The following is a 16,609-nucleotide window of genomic DNA, read 5'->3' as shown; positions in this document are numbered from 1 at the left end:
AATTCTAAAATCTAAAATCTAAAATAGACTGGCGGCAGACTTATGACTGACAAATTTGACGTATTGGTAATAGGTGCTGGCGCGGCGGGTTTGTACACAGCACTTTGCCTGCCAGAGCATTTGCACGTGGGCTTGATCAATAAAAATACCCTGCCTGTTTCTGCAAGCGATTGGGCTCAAGGAGGGATTGCGGCGGCGATCGCCCCTGAAGATTCCGCAGCGCTGCACGTTCAGGATACACTGGCTGCGGGAGCCGGTCTTTGCGATTTGGAGGCGGTGAAATTTTTAGTCGAGGAAGCTGGTGCTTGCATCGACTCCCTGGTGAAAATGGGCGTTGCATTCGATCGCACCGGCCCCGATTTAGCCCTCACCCTAGAAGCAGCGCACTCCCGCCGCCGAGTTCTCCACGCCGCCGACACTACGGGCAAAGCCGTTATCAGTACGCTGACAGCAAAAGTATTAAGCCGCAAAAACATTCAACTCGTATCTCCTGCCTTTGCTTTGAGTCTGTGGCTAGACAAAACCGGGCGGTGTCAGGGGATTAGCTCGATTTGCGGCTCACAAGTCAAGTGGCTGCAGGCCAAAGCCGTGGTGCTGGCGACAGGCGGCGGCGGACAAGTTTTTGCTCAAACGACCAATCCGTCGGTAAGTACCGGGGACGGGGTGGCAATTGCGTGGCGCGCCGGGGCCTTGCTGCGAGACTTAGAATTTGTGCAGTTTCACCCGACGGCGCTGAGCACCGCGGGCGCGCCTCGGTTTCTCATTAGCGAAGCGGTGCGGGGAGAAGGAGCTCATTTGGTTGACAGTAAGGGATATCGCTTTGCTTTTGACTCTCACCCCAGCGGGGAACTAGCCCCTAGGGATGTTGTCAGTCGCGCTATTTTCCGCCACTTGCAGAAGACGGGGGAACCTCATGTTTGGCTGGATTTGCGCCCGATTGCGGTCGATCGACTGCGGTACAGGTTTCCCAATATTATTCAAGTGTGCGCTGATTGGGGAATTGATATTTTTTCCGAACCGGTGCCGGTGACGCCCGCGGCCCATTACTGGATGGGAGGGATTGTCGCTGACAAGTTTAACCAAACTTCGATTCCGGGTTTGTACGCGGTGGGAGAAACTGCGAGCACGGGGGTACACGGCGCTAATCGGTTGGCGAGCAATTCGCTGCTGGAATGTCTGGTTTTTGGGGCGCAGATGGGACTTTTGCAGCTAGAAGGTGGAAGGGCCGAGGCATTCGCCGATCAGTTCGAGGCGGGGGAAATCTGGGAAAAATCGATTTCTGAACAGGACATTGAGGCGATCGAAAGGTTGCGGGTTGAATTGCGGAATTTGGTGTGGCAGAGTGCGGGCATTTGCCGGGGACAGCGGGATTTGGAAAGGGCGATCGTCCAACTTGAGATTTGGCGGCAAGAATTTGCTTTGTTGCCTTTGAGTCAAACGCTTGATAATTTACGGCCCGGACAAATTATTGATTTTTCCCCTGCTGAGGCCCAGAATAGCTCAATTTTGGGAAATTGGGGAGAAGTGGGGAATTTATTGGATATCGGCTATTTAATTGTCAAAAGTGCTGCGTTTCGCACCGAAAGTCGCGGCGGTCATTACCGAGTGGACTATCCCCTCACCGATCCGGATTGGTGCAGCCATACTTTAATTAACCAATCCAATTGGTACAAATCTCCGCGAATAGAAGATTGAAAATTTATTGAAAATTTGGGGTCAGCGCGTCCCCGTACCGTCACTTTCGGGGTTCCCGTTTGGGGTTGGTTCGTATTGTTGGGGATTTCCCAACCTAGAGGTTGGTGTAACTGTCCAAACTCTGGGGTTCTCGCCTGTGCTACGGGCTTTTGTGAAATTGCTAGTTGAGTTGCTGGCAAGTCGAGCCGCATTTGCGGTGCCGACTACATTCACTTGCAGGCCGGCCACCAGGGTTGCCGTTGTTGTGAGCTGAATCAAAGTACGCATAGTATTCACAGCCTTATTCAAATCACCGCAATAGATCCACGTCTGTACCACCTATTATATCTATCAATTTCCGTATTTCCACTGATATCTTTACATTTACTTTAATTAACTTTCGTAAGTTTACATAAATTTTTTTACATTAAGGCTTTTGGGCGATTTGAATTTGGTTTCAGGTTGTGATTTATTTTAATATTTTGGAACATTTAGAGAAGACGGCAAGTTGTTCTCATAAATTTTATATTTTGCTAAGTATATCTAATGGCAGATGACCGATTAAAGTATTTTAAATTACATGATTTTAAATTTGAGATTTTACTACTTTGGACATTTTTTTCAACGGTTTTAAAAAGCTTAGAGGGCTTACAGTTTAAGGAGCGAGCTATTTTTTTAAGTTAGCTGCACAGACTTATCAAGAAGGGGGTGGGGACTTTACCTACAGTTGCATTATGTTGTTAACTGCTCTTAATTAATAAAAGTGATATTGATTTTTCCCGCGTTCCTTAGCACGATACATCGCAACATCGGCATTCTTAACTAACATCTCTGGCTCTTGACCGTCAATGGGATATAAACTAATCCCAATACTTGTAGTTACAGAAACTGTATGTTCTTCTAAAATAAAAGGCTGCATGATAGCGTCGCAAATTTTTTCAGCTACTTTCGCAGCTTCCTCGCGACCTGGAATTGCGGGCAAAATGACTGTGAACTCGTCGCCGCCCAACCGCGAGATTGTATCGCTGCCGCGCAAGCATTTTTTGAGCCGACTGGCAACTGTTTTTAAGAGTAAATCACCCACATTGTGTCCGAGAGTGTCGTTGATTGATTTAAATCCATCTAAATCTAAAAAGAGTAAAGCTACCAATTCCTGAGTGCTAGAGGCTATTTCTAAAGACTTATGCAAGCATTCGTAGAACATTTGGCGGTTGGGCAAACCGGTAAGACAATCGTGATAAGCTTGGTGGCTGAGCTCAGCATTTTTTTGTTCTAGGGCATTTGCGCGGAGTTGGCGCTCGGTAATATCTCTGATTGCTCCGACTAAAAATAGGTTGCCGGCGGCATCTTTATGCAGGGATCTTTTAGTCGCAATTAGATGCGTAATTCCGTGAGCGTCAGTAAAATATTCTTCATTTTCTCGCGGCTGGTGAGTTTGAAATACTAATTCGTCTTGCTGCCAAAATATCTCGGCTTCGGCTTGGGGAAATAAATCGTAATCGGTTCGGCAAGTTAAAATTTCTAAAGGATAGCCAATAAACCGACAATATGCCTGATTCAAAACTACGCAGCGGTGAGTTCGATCTTTGACAAAAATGGGGTCGGGAATTGTATCGATTAGCGATTGTAAAAATTCTTTAGACCGTTTTAATTCTTCTTGCAAGTGAGCCAGATAACCCACAACAGCAGCACCAGAACCCACAAGACTGAGGATGGGAGGAATTAACGGTAGCCACCAACCTCTTAAGAAGACTAAGTATAAACTAGCACTTAGACCTAGACAGATACTTAATAAACAGTAAGCCGATCGACCAAGCGATCGCAAATTCCAACTCACATTTGCTCCCGCCCAAGACCACACCAAAATCCACAGCAACTCCGCAGCCTCTGGCCAGACATTGATACCCCCGCGCCCGTCGATGGCTGCACTCAAAATTTGGCTCAAGAAATGAGCCTGAAGCTCGACTCCCGGTATTTGCTGGGGAGGACCAAACCAACCGGAACTGTAAGAATTTTGGTAAAAGTCTTTGAGACTGGGGGCATTTGAGCCGATCAAGACAACGCGCGATCGTACAAAATCAGCAGGTACTGTGCCAGAGAGCACATCGCTCATCGATGCAGTGCGAAAACTGCCTCGCGGGCCGCGCAGGCTGGTCAAAATTTGATAGCCACGGCTGTCTGCTCGAACGTAAGCACCGTCATTCGGTTGAAAAGGCCGAAAAACCCCCTTGCCTAACTGCAAGTATTTAGGATTGACTCTCGCTGGTTGAGGGGAAATTCCTTCGCTTTTGAGGTAAAGCAAAGCCAGTCTGAGTGCGAAACTTTGATGAGTTTTGCCGTCTCCGGGCCAAGCGTAGAGCAAAGTTCGCCGGACTTTTGAGTCAGCGTCGATAACAACGTTGTTGAAACCGATTCGATCGAGCTTGTCAAGTACCGGAGGCGGGCGAACTCCGAGCCTGGTTTCGTCGGGCATCAACTCAATGCCGATTAAGTTGGGAATAGTTTTAAAAGTTTTGAGCAATTCGGCGTTACCCGGTTGAGTTGGCAAATCTCGGTAAATGTCGAGGCCGATCGCCCGCGGCTTGCCAGCGTGCAATTTTTGCAGCAATTGGGCCAAGACAGCATCCGAAATTGGGTAGCCGTATTTTTGCAAATCAGCTTCCTTAATTTCTACAATGACGATGCGCGAGTCAATGGGTTCGGCCGGCCGCCAGCGCACAAAGTGGTCGAAAGCAGCCCATTCCCACACCTGAAAACATCCGAACCAGCGCATTACAATCACCGTACTAGCAACGGCACTCGCAGTAATCAATACTCGGCGTTCTCGATCGACCCATTTTTTGATAGTTTCTAGCATATTTTGGGGATGTGGGCCTCGCCCTGTGAGCATCTAAACTACTACTAGGTATAGGTTTTACCTCTCCGGGGCGATCGGCTAAGTCGATTTTAGATTTTAGGTTTTAGATTTTAGATTTTTTGGTTTTTCGGTGCGGGCGAGTCGATTTTAGATTTTAAATTATCCAATTTTTTGGTTTTTTGGTGCGATCGGGCTGCAACAGCAGAAACCGGGTTTCGCAACCAAAATATGTCATTTCAACAATCATTCTGGTAGCAGAAACCCGGTTTATTGCATTTTTATGTAAAAGTTTTAGTAATTATTCACCGAGCTAAATACTAGAGACCCACACCTTGTTTTATTTTTTTCGTTATCACTAATTTTTACTATTTTTTATTAATTAAAGATGCAAAATTTTAGATTGATTTCGCAGCACGAGCCAAGCATAAACTAAGTTAAAAACCAGGATATTTCCTGCCCATCAATCTAAAATCTGTCATCTATAATCTCCAACTTTCCTGTCAGTTTTGAAAGTTGCGGGGGCCGGTGTAACCCGATAAATCAGCGAGTTTATCCAAAGATTGTGTCCCCGCATAAAACTGACCATTAATCTCCCAAGTAGGGAAACCTTTAACATTCGCAGCAGCAGCTTTGCAAATTTCAGCGCGGGAATTTTGCCCCCTGGGATCGCATTCAAAATAATCAATTATTTTGGCTGCTTCTTTGCCGAAGAGCATTTTTTGGTCGTGGCAGTGGGGACACCAGTAAGCGCCGTACTCTTTAGCGCCGATTTGTCGGAGGTGGCGGGCCAAAGCCATTTGTGCCGGGCCGGAGGTTGTAGTGACGGCAGGGGGTACAATTCCGGGGGTAGAGACAGTAGGAGCAGGTGAGTTGACGCTGTTATAAAGTCCCAAAGCACCGATCGAACTCACCATTGCCACCAAAATGCCTGTAAACACCAACTGTCCGATATCTTCCCACTCGCGCCCGACTAGCACCAGTACAAACAGCGACAGCGCAAATAAGGCAGAAGTGACGCAGTAAATGCACAGATCCTGAATTTCAAAAGCCATCAAATACATCAAATAGCTGCTGAAAATTACCATCGCAGCAGTGATGATAAATAGCGCTTGCCAAGTTTTGTTTTCTAGTTGAGAGTGCAGTCCTTTCTTGGTGTCGGGATTTACAGCTTTGGGAGCCAATGCCAGGATTGCTATGCTCAGGTAAGCCAGACAGCCTAACAAACTTAAAGGCACTGTGCCAAAGACTGTAGCGTAGGGACTGTTGAGAACTTTGTCGCAGCCACTGGTGGGACAAATGACCGAGCCATTGGTGAATTTAGCGATCGTGAGATAGGCCGTTTCTACGACGCCTATGGCTGCGATCGCTGCCATCACAGTCCGAGACCAGCGATGAATCCAAGGGGTTGAACGTCGGCGAATCATTTTTTGATTTGGTAATTGATAATTGGGAATTGTTGACTGTTGACTGTTGACTAATGACTGTTAATGGTTAACTAATGACTGATGACTGATAACTGATGACTACTGACTACTGCCAACTGTCAACTGTCAACTGCCAACAGTCAACAATTCCCATTTTACGTTTTACTTGTGACTTTGCCCGGTTCCGGTGTTGGCCCTCTTGAGCCATTAGCATCTCTATTTTCCTGTTCGCGCTCTTTCTGTGACGAGCTGCGGCGGGCGGCTTCTACAAACTGACTGACACGGATCGGATCTATAGGCTGCTCGATGCGGCCGTTTCGTTTCAGGGAACTCGATACGATTACGCCGTCAGCGGCCTGCATGAGGGTGGAAATGTTTTCCCACGAGGCGCCACTGCCGATGAAAACTGGAATTCCCGCCGCTGCTGCACTCGCGAGTTCTAAGTCTTCGAGATTGGGAGGGCTACCAGTTGTCCAGCCGGAAAGGATTACGGCGTCTGCTAAAGCGCGCCCGATCGTCTCTTGGACGGCTGTGGTCAAGTTGGGGCTGCCTAGGGGTCGCCCGTGCTTGACTAACACGTCTGCTAATATTTTGACATCGCTGCCCAATTCCCGGCGGTAGCGCAGTAGCTGGTGAGCTTGACCTTCAATTAAGCCTTGGTCTGTAGCCATGATGCCGTTGAGGACGTTGACGCGGATGAATTGAGCTCCTGTGCAGGAGGCGATGGCGATCGCGCTGTGGGCGTCGTTTCGCAGCACGTTAACGCCGATCGGCAGCGTCACGAGATTTGTTAGCCTCTCAACTACCAGAGTCATGGCACTTACCACAGCCGGATCTACGCTGTCTTTGGCAAAAGGAGCGTCGAAAAAGTTCTCAACTATGATACCGTTTGCGCCACCAGAAGCCAGCGCTGTAGCCTCTTGCTCGGCTCTTCCGATAATAGCTTTGAGGTTTCCGCCCCAGCGGGGAGAAGTTGGCAAAGGCTGTAAATGTACGACACCGATTATGGGATTCGGCGTTTTGAATATTTGTTTTAAGTCCACGGATTTTCCTGAAACCACCAAGTTCACCAAAAAACGAGCGGGAAGCCCCTGACTTTACGCATGGGGAGGAAGGCGGCTGCGACGACCGTCGCCTTGAATCCCCTTTCGGGGTTGGAGAGGTCGGGTTGCCTCTCCGGTGAGGTATGGTTGCCTCAATCTCCCTTTCGGGGTAATGTTCGCTTCGAGAATGTTTAGTGAGCTTGTTAGGCTGAAAGCACTGGTTTGACCCCTTTAAGCCTGTTTAACTCTCAGCGATAGAGCGGAAAACTAGCGTCGCATTTTCCGGTATCGTGACTCAAAAAACGTAGGTCTGATCCTGTCTCTGGTAAGGTTTGGGCTTTCGGTTCAATCTCGCTCACAGAGCCGGACTGTCTTGAAAGCCCCCGCTTTTAAGCGTGGGGTTCCTTACTGACGGCTGACGGCGGATTTTGACGGTATATTCTAGAATTCTATATCCACGGGGGCGATTCGGTTGACTTAATCGGGTCGCCAAGTTGCTCCAACCCCGCAGCCATAACAGTTTAGATTTTAGATTTTAGATTTTACAAAGGCGACCTACACAGGTCACTCCAAGACAGATACTTGCTTCTAAGCAGGAGTCCTGGAAAACAAAAAAGTTCAGGTTTTAGCGAGATCTCCCAGATTCATCTGTCGAGTCAATGCTTTAATCTTTAATCTCAAATCGACTGACTACAATCGGGGATGAAAGCTTGACTGCAGTTGCATTCTTTTTTATACCTTGGTGTCGGCAGGGATTTTTCCTTCTCTATCGAGGTTAAGTGGTGGAAGTTGTTCTCATAATTTTGGCTGTCACCGCAGGATTGGGGGCAGCAATCGAAGTGCTCCTGCGGGTGCTGCTAGGTTTTGGTAATCCTTTGATTTATATTGCCGATGCCGAGTGCGGCTATTTGTTGGCGCCCAACCAGAAGGTGCGTCGCTTGGGCAACCGGATTGAGATTAACGAGTATTCGATGCGTACTGGAGCGATCGCCCCGATACCCCCTGCAGAAACTCTGCGCGTCTTGCTGTTGGGAGATTCTGTCGCCAACGGTGGTTGGTGGACACATCAGACAGATACGATCTCGGAAATTATGACTCGGAATTTGAGACTGCAAGTACAGAATCTGGCGAACAATACACAATTAGGTTCACAAGTCAACTATTCAAATTTTGAAGTTCTCAACGCCTCAGCCAATTCTTGGGGGCCGAGGAATCAACTTGCTTACGCCAAGCGTTTCGGTGTTTTTGGGGCAAAGGCTTTGGTTTTGCTGCTTAATACGGACGATTTGTTTGCATCGGCTCCTTGTGATCTGGTTGTGGGGCGCGATCGATCTTACCCGGATCACAAACCCCGATCGGCTACGCTAGAGTTATTGAGCCGCTACCTGCTCCCTGCAGTGCCGACAGGCCAATTGGCAGCACCCGGAGCCACAAGCAGCGATGTAGTAGCCTGCAACTTAGAAGCTATTCGCCAAATCCAGAAAATAGCTGTATCCGCCAACGTCAAGTTTTTACTAGCAGTCACGCCGAAGCGGGGCGAACTCGGCGGCCCGGGCCCTCGCGACTGGGAAGTCAAAGCTAGAGCGCGTCTCGCCGAACTCGTAGAAACAGAGAAAATTACTTACATAGATTTTCTTCCCATTTTCAATTGTGCGGCCGAATTTCCAACTTTGTATCGAGACAGCATTCACCTGAGTCCTCAAGGAAATCAGCTAGTTAGCAAAACCATCAGTCGTCAAATAGTCGCTCTTTGTTGGCATAAATCGTGACTTCACCTAAAGACGGATACTTGCCCACGACTCCTGTTGTCGAGAGCAAAAAAGTTTAAACCTTAGTTCAAGCCCCCAGATTCATCTGCAGAGTCAATCGATTTTAGATTTTAGATTTTAGATTTTAGCCTTGACCCCACGGATCAATTCGGGGACTCCTTTATCGGATACAGGTTTTTAATTTCTAGACGAATAAATCCGGGGGCTTGTATCTTGGATGCTTGATTGTCAATCTAAGATCTAAAATCGTTCGATTGAGCGCAACTCGACGCTCGCACACGCCGAACTTCTCACGCCGAATTGTCCAATCTCAAATCGACTGATATCGAATCCGGTTGCATGGGAACAGTTACTCTCTTCAACGAACAACAAACCCAAACTGTAAAAGCACCCGGAAACGACACGATTTGTCTCGATTTAGCTAACTTGCAAAGTAGACTCTAGCTCTTTCGGATACCAAGCTTGACCGTCGAGAGCCATTTGCTCGATTACACTCGCAAGCCGCAGAGCTTTGAGAGCTTGTTCTCCTCCCACAGAAGGCTGATTTCCACCCCGCACGCAATTAATAAAATGCTCCAATTCTGCGTGGAGCGGTTCAATATTGCTGGTGTAAACTTTCTCGATCAACCCATCTTGACGGTAAAGCACCTGACCGTAATCCGTCACGTAATTGGCGGTTGTTTGTCGGTGAATCAAGATTTCGTTGTTGAGAAAATCTGCCTCTGTCAGAGAATTCTTGCAGTGAGCCACGATGGAACGGAGTTTGCGGTGCGTCACCTTACTGGCAGTCAAGGTGGCGACAATGCCGTTAGCAAAGTTCAACGTTGCTGTCACGTAGTCTAAATAACCTGAATCTGAGGCCCTGCTGCCGCTGGCGGTCAGCTTCACCACTTGGGAATCTGCCAATTCCAGGAGCAAGTCGATGTCGTGGATCATTAAATCCAAAACTACCGATACGTCGTTAGCCCGCTGGGAATAGGGACTCATCCGGTGAGCTTCCAATGCCAGTAACTCTTCAGTTTTCAGCACTTTGCCGAGTTCCTGAAAAGCTGGATTGAAGCGCTCGATGTGACCCACTTGTAAAATCCGGTGGGCCTCTGCAGCCGCGTTGACCAAAGATTCGGCTTCGGCAATGCTAGCCGCGATCGGCTTTTCAATTAAAACGTGAACACCCGCTTGGAGACAAGACATCCCCACAGGGTGGTGCAGGCGAGTTGGAACAGCGACGCAAACTGCATCTACGTGGGCGAGCAAATCTCGGTAGTCTTCAAAGAAGCGAACCCGATATTTGCTTGCTACATCTATTCCCCGCTCTACATTTATGTCTGCAACACCCACGAGTTCGATATCTTTTAGCAAGCTCAGAACTCGTGTGTGGTGCTGGCCCATATTGCCAACCCCAATCACCCCAATGCGGAGGGGTTCGGGTTGACTTCGCTGGGCGAAAACGTTTGCGTATCCCAATGACATCCTATCTAGCACTCCTGGATTCTCCTCCACCACCACAGGAATCAAGCCCCTTGGCTTCCCTCAGCTACTCACAGCCATCCAGATAGTACCACAGTCAAACTATTTGTGAAGAATTTCTAAGTTCAGTTGCGATTATCGCATCAGGCAATTAAGCAGTAGCGAATCATACACAAGGGCAGAATACAGGGGTAAAATGTCTGGAAATTAGGTATTGACAAAATTTATTAAGTGTGTATACCAATTGGGACGCTCGTCCGCAGCATCGCCACAACACAAACCCGTCGGAATATTTGGCGATTACGATCAAACATTTTTCTAGTTTGTGTTCAAAAGTAATAGTGAAAGTCATAAATTATACAAATAGAACAGATGACGCATCCGTATTAGTTCGGTTATTTACATTCGGCAATCTTTGACTTCAAAAAAATTTACTTTAAGAATGGGGATAATTACGGGCGATCGCTCACTCAAATAAATTACACTTACGTAAAGCTTAATGAAAAAACAATGAGTCACAAACAAAGGCACAGATTAGGAAGTGCGATCGCTAGCACAATTTTAAGTGTGTTTTCATCTGTGTCATTGGTAGGAGTAGACAAAGCACAAGCCGCCGTACTCACCTACAATTTCCAAGTGGAAAATAGTTCACGTAGCGGTTTTTTTAAGTTCAATAACTCCTCGCTTACAGGAATAGGACTTGAAGAAATTGCCGTTTCCGAGGGAAGATTGGAAGGATGGGAAAAATATTACAATTTGGCAGGGGCTACAGCTTCTTTTGAGCAAGGAGCTTTTCGAGGACTGTTTGCAAGGGGCGGCTACAGTGTGATAAATGAATATATCAGTCCTCCAGACGAACCAGGAGGGCCTTTTTACTGGATACATGAGAGCTACGAATCTTGGTCTATAGGATTTACCTATTACTCCTCGACTAATGAGACTGTGCACAGAAATATCAACTATCAATCATATATAGACGATGGATCGATCATCACCGATAGCTATGAGATATACAGTAGATTGATCGTCCGTGATACCCCTGTTTCTTACACTCTAGTGAATACCCAACCCGAACCAGTTCCCGAACCTCTCGCCGCAGGGGGCACAGCTTTAGCATTGGCAGGTTTGACCTGGTTAAAACACAAGAAAAAAATGGCAGCTTGAGGTGCCCTGGCAGATCAACAATTAAGCACTCAGCAGTCACTTTTCAGAAAATATTCGAGTTGCAAAATTTTGCTCTCGATTCGGAGACAGAGCTCTGGCTTTCAAAATCGCTGCTACCAAAAACGCATAGGACAAAACTCCCACCAAGGCCAGCAAAAGTACGCTGGCGGCTCCCGACGCATTCCACAAAGCGTGAAGTGCGGAAGCGCTGAAATAACCTACGCCCAAAATTTGCCAGCGCTTCCTGGGTTTAAGCGCGCTCAAACCGATAAAATATCCCAAATAGCCGCTGTAAGCCATGTGTCCGGCGGCGGAACCCAAAATGCGGGGAATTAGCAACTGCAATCCTACTAATTGTCCGGCGTCGGGTCCTGCTTGCAGAGTGACATTTTGGATGACATTGGGAACGTACTGTCCCAGAGTTTCTAACAGTGTAAAGCCGACTGCCGAAGCACTTCCTAACAGAATTCCGTCTAAAGGTTCCCAAACACCGATGCGATCGCGCCACGGATTTCGCAGCCAATTTCCCAGCAACATCGCTCCCAAAACGGGCAGGGCTTTCAGCAATTCTTCCATTAGACCCGCCCCAAAAAACATTCTGGTCAAAAAAGGCAAAAAACTGATTGTTTCGCCTTCGGTGGGCAGGCGGCCGGGCAAAATTTCTCTAAATACTAATATAAATCCAATTAATAAGGGGCTGATCACAATCAGGACTGTAGCTAAAGCCGAACCAAGCAATACCCACCAAGGCTTGTGTTTGCCACACAGTTGATAGATAAAGTAGTAAGCCGCACCGGCGAGGTAAGCTGACAGCAGCAAGTTGAAGGCTGCAGAATTTCCAACCGCGACAAACATCGACACGACAACAATAACTGTGGCAATACCTGGATATAAGTAAGCTTTTTGGCTTAATTGTTTGCCAGTGGATGCGATCGGGAATAATTGAGTTAAAGTGAGAGCGTCTTTTTCGCTACCAGCCAAATTGCCCGTTTGTGGTGCTCTTAATCCGGGTTGATTTTGGTAAGGAGTTACGGGAGATTCAAATATAAATTCAGGGCCGTCAAGGCCGAGACTGATGCGATCGCCTGTTTCTAAAGTTTGGCAGCCAGAGAGCTTTTTTCCGTTGATATAAGTTCCGTTAGCGCTGTTGAGGTCGCAAATTTCCCATCTCGTCAAAGTACCCTGAGTCAGGGGACGGATCATGGCGTGGCGACGGGAAACCATGCCGTGGGCGATCGACTCTAAAGCTATTTGACAATTGCGATCGCGTCCGATGACCAATTCCCCTTCTTCAGAAAGTTGGTACTTGGATGCTGGCGTTCCTGCAGCATCTTTGGCTGGCACTTGTCGCAGAAATCCGATTTCATTAGTCATGAGTTATGAGTCATTAGTCATTAGTCATTAGTCATTGGTCATGAGCTCGCGAGCTGTTAGCTGATGTTATTTTTGAGCAGTCTTTATTCCACAGTTATTGGTTGTTAGCTGCTGACTAATTACTAATTACTAATTACTAATTACTAATAACTGCTGACTAATGACTAATGACTAATAACTCTGCTTAGAGATTGGCCCTGGCATCCTGAACGGCTGCATAGAAAAATATGCCAGTTAGCGGTACGCTCAGGGCAAGGATGATGCCCGTGACTAAATTGCCCAGTTGAGCTTCTCCCGATGACAGCTCAAAGATGGAGCCGACTGCCGCGATCGCAGTGATGCACGAAAGAGCTAAGAGTAAACCACTTTTCGGAGTTCCTGCCATCATACTGATTTTACTGCCTTTGGGGAAAATTTATGCTTGACTAATGCTTCATTTAGTGCCAGCTTGTTTTCTACTCTGTCTACAAACAGCACTCCGTTGAGGTGATCCATTTCGTGCTGAATTGCTCTCGACAGTAACTCTGTTGCTATCAGGGTTTGTGGGCGGCCGTATTCGTCGCGGTAGGAGACTTCAATGACTTCTGGGCGTTTGACTTCTAAATAAACTCCCGGAATACTCAAACACCCTTCTTGCAAGATGCAGATATCGCCGCTGCTACTTTTGATGGTGGGGTTGATCAAAACAATTGGGGGTGTGGCGGGGTTTTCCGGGTCACAGTCGAGGACAATTACTTGTTTGTGGACTCCGACTTGGGGTGCAGCCAAACCGATACCGTCGGCACTGTACATGGTTTGCAGCATTTCTCGGACTAGCTGCCGAATTTCTGCATCGACGCTTTTGACGCGCTTGGCTGGCTGCCGCAGGACGCGATCGCCTAATGTGTGTATTGTTAGGGGCGGTTTTTCTAACTTTTTCTTTTCAATCAAGACCTGAGCCGTCATAGAACCTCGCGGGATGTTTGGAAACCCCCAACTAAAGCTGTTGGGGAATGAAATTGGAAGCAATACTATTATTTTCAATATTAATCTAATTTTCAGTAGCCATGACTGGAAACACACCAAACCAACGGCCGGTTATTTCTCTGAGGCTTTCGCCTGTTGTAGTGGCGGTAGAGCTTTTAGGTGCGATCGCGCTTTTGCTGGCTGTTTTGCTCATCGTCAAGTTTTGGGCGGTTTTGCCCGATCGAATTCCGATTCATTTCGGCTTGGGGGGGCTGGCTGATGCTTGGGGCGACAAGGTGACGATTTGGATCGTGCCGGCGGTTGCTGCCATTATTTTTGCGGTTTTAACTGCGGTATCGCGCTATCCGCATACTTTTAATTATCCGGTACGGATTACTCCTGAGAACGCTCGCCGGCAATATATGTTGGGGCGAAGTCTTTTGGCTTGGCTGAAGGCCGAGATTTGCTGGCTGTTGGCGTTTGTAGTGCGGCAGCAAATTCTTGTCGCTTTGGGCAATGCTCAAAGGTTTAGTATCGAGTTACTTTTAGGGTTAGTTGTTTTGATATTTGGGACGGTTGGCGTGTATTTGCTCAAGGCTTATTTTGCTCGCTAGATGTAGGGCAAAAATCTTACATATACCTAAAAACTGGGTTTTTGGGTCAATTTTTAAGCGCAGTTAATAATATCTAACCTCTCACAAATAAAGTTACTTTGTAAGTAGTAATAAAATCATAAAAACTTTATGAGGAGTTTAGTAGTCCTCACGACCAACATTTTTGATGGCGGGTAATTGACTGGAGATGAGAGAAATCACAGGCGAGAGGTTTGTGCTACGGTAAACGCCGATCGACTAACCCATCAGATATGTTTGCTGATTGTTCATCGGCAATACTCGCAACCGTCGATTTTTTAAATCTGGTTCTAAGCCTAGTTCTTCCATTGGAATCACGCCCAACAAAACAGCCGAAACGCCTTCCGGTAATTCTAAACAATCAAATCTGCCCTCTCTGCCCTCTACAATAATTTGAGCGTCGGCAAAAATTTTACCTTTTTTGATGCCAGCGGATGTTTATACATCTCTTTCTCCTACTTGTTTTAACCCTAGCTGGCTAATAATAGGAGCGGGCAAGGAAAGCAGAGTTGCTCCGGTATCGACAACAACGTTATCGATGGTAACAGAGCGAACTTCCTCAGCACCAATGAATCCCCGTTCAGCCATAACTAGATCGATGCGATTCGTGACGGTGATTGTAGTGATTACTTGACCCATTTTTTTTTCTTGCAGATTGGGGAGTACCAGGGTCATAATCTGTTACCTCTTTGAGTATAATTAGTGGATATTTCTATTGTAATATTATCTAGAATACTGCTAGGTTAGTTAAAATCGTTTTAGTGATCGGCTAAAATTAGAATTTGCCTCAACGCATGACACCAGAAAACAACTCTTCTCAACCCAATCGCCCTGAGTCTAACGTGACTGTAGAAAGTCAGAACGGTGCGAGCCCTACTGTGCCACCAGAATCAGGGACAATCGTCGTTACTGCTGAACCGAAAAAACCGGTGCCACCGCCTCCAACTCGCAAGGTGTTTTTGCCGCAGCAGCCGGAACAAACGACTACTGAGAAGTCGGGATCGGTGCTGACGCTGGGGTTGATCGCAGCGATGATTTTTGGGCTCGCCAATGACAACATTTGGCTGGGCTTAATGGGCGCTGTCGGTGCGATCGGCATATCGCTGCGACTGATGTGGCCGAGTTGGGGCAAAATCTGGGCGCAGGTAATTCCGCCGACTTGGCGCACTTTGATAGTCGCCTGCTTTGGGCTTTTAGCTGGGATTGTTGGCTTGCTGATGCTCAGCGGTAGTAATACTGAACCGGGAAGCCGCAACATCCAAATCAACTGGGACGCCATCGGCGCTCTCGGCGAGTTGATCGGCGCTTTGGGCCAAATTTTGATCGCGATTTTGGGCGTTTATGTGGCTTGGCGGCAGTACGTGATCTCGAAAGATTTGACGATTCAGCAAAACAGAATTACGCAGCAGCAAACGATCGATGCTTATTTTCAAGGGGTTTCCGACTTGGCCCTTGACGAACAAGGGTTTTTGGAAGACTGGCCGCAGGAAAGGGCGATCGCAGAAGGCCGCACCGCTGCGATTATGAGCAGTGTAGATGCTGAAGGTAAAGCTAAAATTCTGCGGTTTTTGTCGCAGTCGAGATTGGTTACTCCTCTGAAGCGCGATCGGCTTTTAGGCCGTCCCATCCTTGACGGTGACGGCGGCTACGCTGAAGATAGGGATCACGGTATCCGCGTTATCGATCTCAATGTCATGTTAGCGGGTGCTGACCTGGCTGGCACTGATTTGCGATGGACGGATTTGAGCGAAGCCAACCTCGTCCGCGCCAATCTCAGCAAGTGCGATTTAGTGAAAGCAAACCTCTCGCGCGCTGTCTTGTATGACGCCAATCTCGCTCGCGCCGACATGAGAGCCGCCGCATTATTCTACGGCTCGGCAGAAACTGCATCCCCCCGCAGCCGTACCGAATTTCCCAACTATCAAACGGGCGAACATACCGGCGCTGTGGTGGAACGCGCTGATTTCACAGCTGTCAAGCGACTGTCGGACGAGCAGCGCTATTACTGCTGCGCTTGGTGTGGCTCGAAGTCGAGAGAGACTATTCCCGGTGGCTGCGAAGGGATTCCCAATAAACTCGGACGTTAAGCCGGGACGGGTTAATTTTTGTAATTGCTATGTGGTTTCTGAGCCGATCGATAATGGCGATCGGGATGCAGGTAATTGCTCCTTTAGTCGGCAAGAAACTGCCCCTGTATGGGAGTCTGCCACCTCTAGATTTTGTAAGTGGCTGACTCCTCAAAAGTGGCTCGGCACTGTTT

The 16,609-nt window shown here is 47.7% G+C and carries 13 protein-coding genes and 1 pseudogene; 5 read left to right on the top strand and 9 right to left on the bottom strand.

The window, feature by feature from the left end:
• The first annotated feature begins 42 nt into the window (after nucleotides 1-42).
• Complete coding sequence (gene nadB / locus QUA07_RS07535) at nucleotides 43-1,695, top strand: L-aspartate oxidase (protein WP_333323797.1); 1,653 nt, start codon at nucleotides 43-45, stop codon at nucleotides 1,693-1,695.
• Between the two features lie 21 nt (nucleotides 1,696-1,716).
• On the opposite strand, the gene QUA07_RS07530 is transcribed toward nadB, so the two are convergent.
• The 4 genes from QUA07_RS07530 to btpA form a co-directional block, all read right to left on the bottom strand.
• A complete protein-coding gene (locus tag QUA07_RS07530; protein WP_333323796.1) occupies nucleotides 1,717-1,962 on the bottom strand; it encodes a hypothetical protein in 246 nt (81 codons plus the stop codon).
• A 466-nt stretch (nucleotides 1,963-2,428) separates the two neighbouring features.
• Complete coding sequence (locus QUA07_RS07525; RefSeq protein ID WP_333323795.1) at nucleotides 2,429-4,564, bottom strand: CHASE2 domain-containing protein; 2,136 nt, start codon at nucleotides 4,562-4,564, stop codon at nucleotides 2,429-2,431.
• 467 nt (nucleotides 4,565-5,031) lie between these two features.
• Nucleotides 5,032-5,955, bottom strand: coding sequence for a vitamin K epoxide reductase family protein (locus QUA07_RS07520; RefSeq protein ID WP_333323794.1), 924 nt, complete (start codon nucleotides 5,953-5,955; stop codon nucleotides 5,032-5,034).
• Nucleotides 5,956-6,110: 155 nt separating this feature from the next.
• A complete protein-coding gene (btpA, locus tag QUA07_RS07515) occupies nucleotides 6,111-6,998 on the bottom strand; it encodes a photosystem I biogenesis protein BtpA (protein WP_333323793.1) in 888 nt (295 codons plus the stop codon).
• Nucleotides 6,999-7,780: 782 nt separating this feature from the next.
• Here btpA and QUA07_RS07510 point away from each other — a divergent pair.
• Nucleotides 7,781-8,767, top strand: coding sequence for a GDSL-type esterase/lipase family protein (locus tag QUA07_RS07510; protein ID WP_333084144.1), 987 nt, complete (start codon nucleotides 7,781-7,783; stop codon nucleotides 8,765-8,767).
• A gap of 417 nt (nucleotides 8,768-9,184) precedes the next feature.
• On the opposite strand, the gene QUA07_RS07505 is transcribed toward QUA07_RS07510, so the two are convergent.
• Nucleotides 9,185-10,237 (bottom strand): Gfo/Idh/MocA family oxidoreductase, encoded by a 1,053-nt coding sequence (locus tag QUA07_RS07505; protein ID WP_333041122.1) that lies wholly within the window; start codon nucleotides 10,235-10,237, stop codon nucleotides 9,185-9,187.
• A 507-nt stretch (nucleotides 10,238-10,744) separates the two neighbouring features.
• On the opposite strand from QUA07_RS07505, the gene QUA07_RS07500 reads away from it, so the two are divergent.
• Nucleotides 10,745-11,398 (top strand): hypothetical protein, encoded by a 654-nt coding sequence (locus QUA07_RS07500; RefSeq protein ID WP_333323792.1) that lies wholly within the window; start codon nucleotides 10,745-10,747, stop codon nucleotides 11,396-11,398.
• Nucleotides 11,399-11,434: 36 nt separating this feature from the next.
• Here QUA07_RS07500 and QUA07_RS07495 read toward each other — a convergent pair whose 3' ends face one another.
• The 3 genes from QUA07_RS07495 to def form a co-directional block, all read right to left on the bottom strand.
• Entirely contained in the window at nucleotides 11,435-12,772 is a 1,338-nt protein-coding gene (locus QUA07_RS07495) for a PrsW family glutamic-type intramembrane protease (RefSeq protein ID WP_333323791.1), read from the bottom strand.
• A 184-nt stretch (nucleotides 12,773-12,956) separates the two neighbouring features.
• Nucleotides 12,957-13,157 (bottom strand): hypothetical protein, encoded by a 201-nt coding sequence (locus QUA07_RS07490; protein WP_199292547.1) that lies wholly within the window; start codon nucleotides 13,155-13,157, stop codon nucleotides 12,957-12,959.
• Nucleotides 13,157-13,717: a peptide deformylase gene (def, locus tag QUA07_RS07485; RefSeq protein ID WP_190659061.1), complete on the bottom strand. Its 561-nt coding sequence runs from the start codon at nucleotides 13,715-13,717 to the stop codon at nucleotides 13,157-13,159. The genes QUA07_RS07490 and def overlap by 1 nt, the downstream gene beginning before the upstream one ends.
• 101 nt (nucleotides 13,718-13,818) lie before the next feature.
• On the opposite strand from def, the gene QUA07_RS07480 reads away from it, so the two are divergent.
• Nucleotides 13,819-14,331 (top strand): DUF1648 domain-containing protein, encoded by a 513-nt coding sequence (locus QUA07_RS07480; protein ID WP_333323790.1) that lies wholly within the window; start codon nucleotides 13,819-13,821, stop codon nucleotides 14,329-14,331.
• Between the two features lie 237 nt (nucleotides 14,332-14,568).
• Here the strand turns inward: QUA07_RS07480 and QUA07_RS07475 are convergent.
• Nucleotides 14,569-15,024, bottom strand: a pseudogene (locus tag QUA07_RS07475) (aspartyl protease).
• Between the two features lie 119 nt (nucleotides 15,025-15,143).
• On the opposite strand from QUA07_RS07475, the gene QUA07_RS07470 reads away from it, so the two are divergent.
• On the top strand, nucleotides 15,144-16,436 hold the full coding sequence (locus QUA07_RS07470; RefSeq protein ID WP_333323788.1) for a pentapeptide repeat-containing protein: 1,293 nt from the start codon (nucleotides 15,144-15,146) through the stop codon (nucleotides 16,434-16,436).
• The last annotated feature ends 173 nt before the right edge of the window (nucleotides 16,437-16,609 follow it).

The organism is Microcoleus sp. T3_A4 (assembly GCF_036700465.1).
In the GTDB taxonomy this organism is placed as follows: domain Bacteria; phylum Cyanobacteriota; class Cyanobacteriia; order Cyanobacteriales; family Microcoleaceae; genus Microcoleus.
This window is presented reverse-complemented; position numbering and strand designations above follow the sequence as displayed.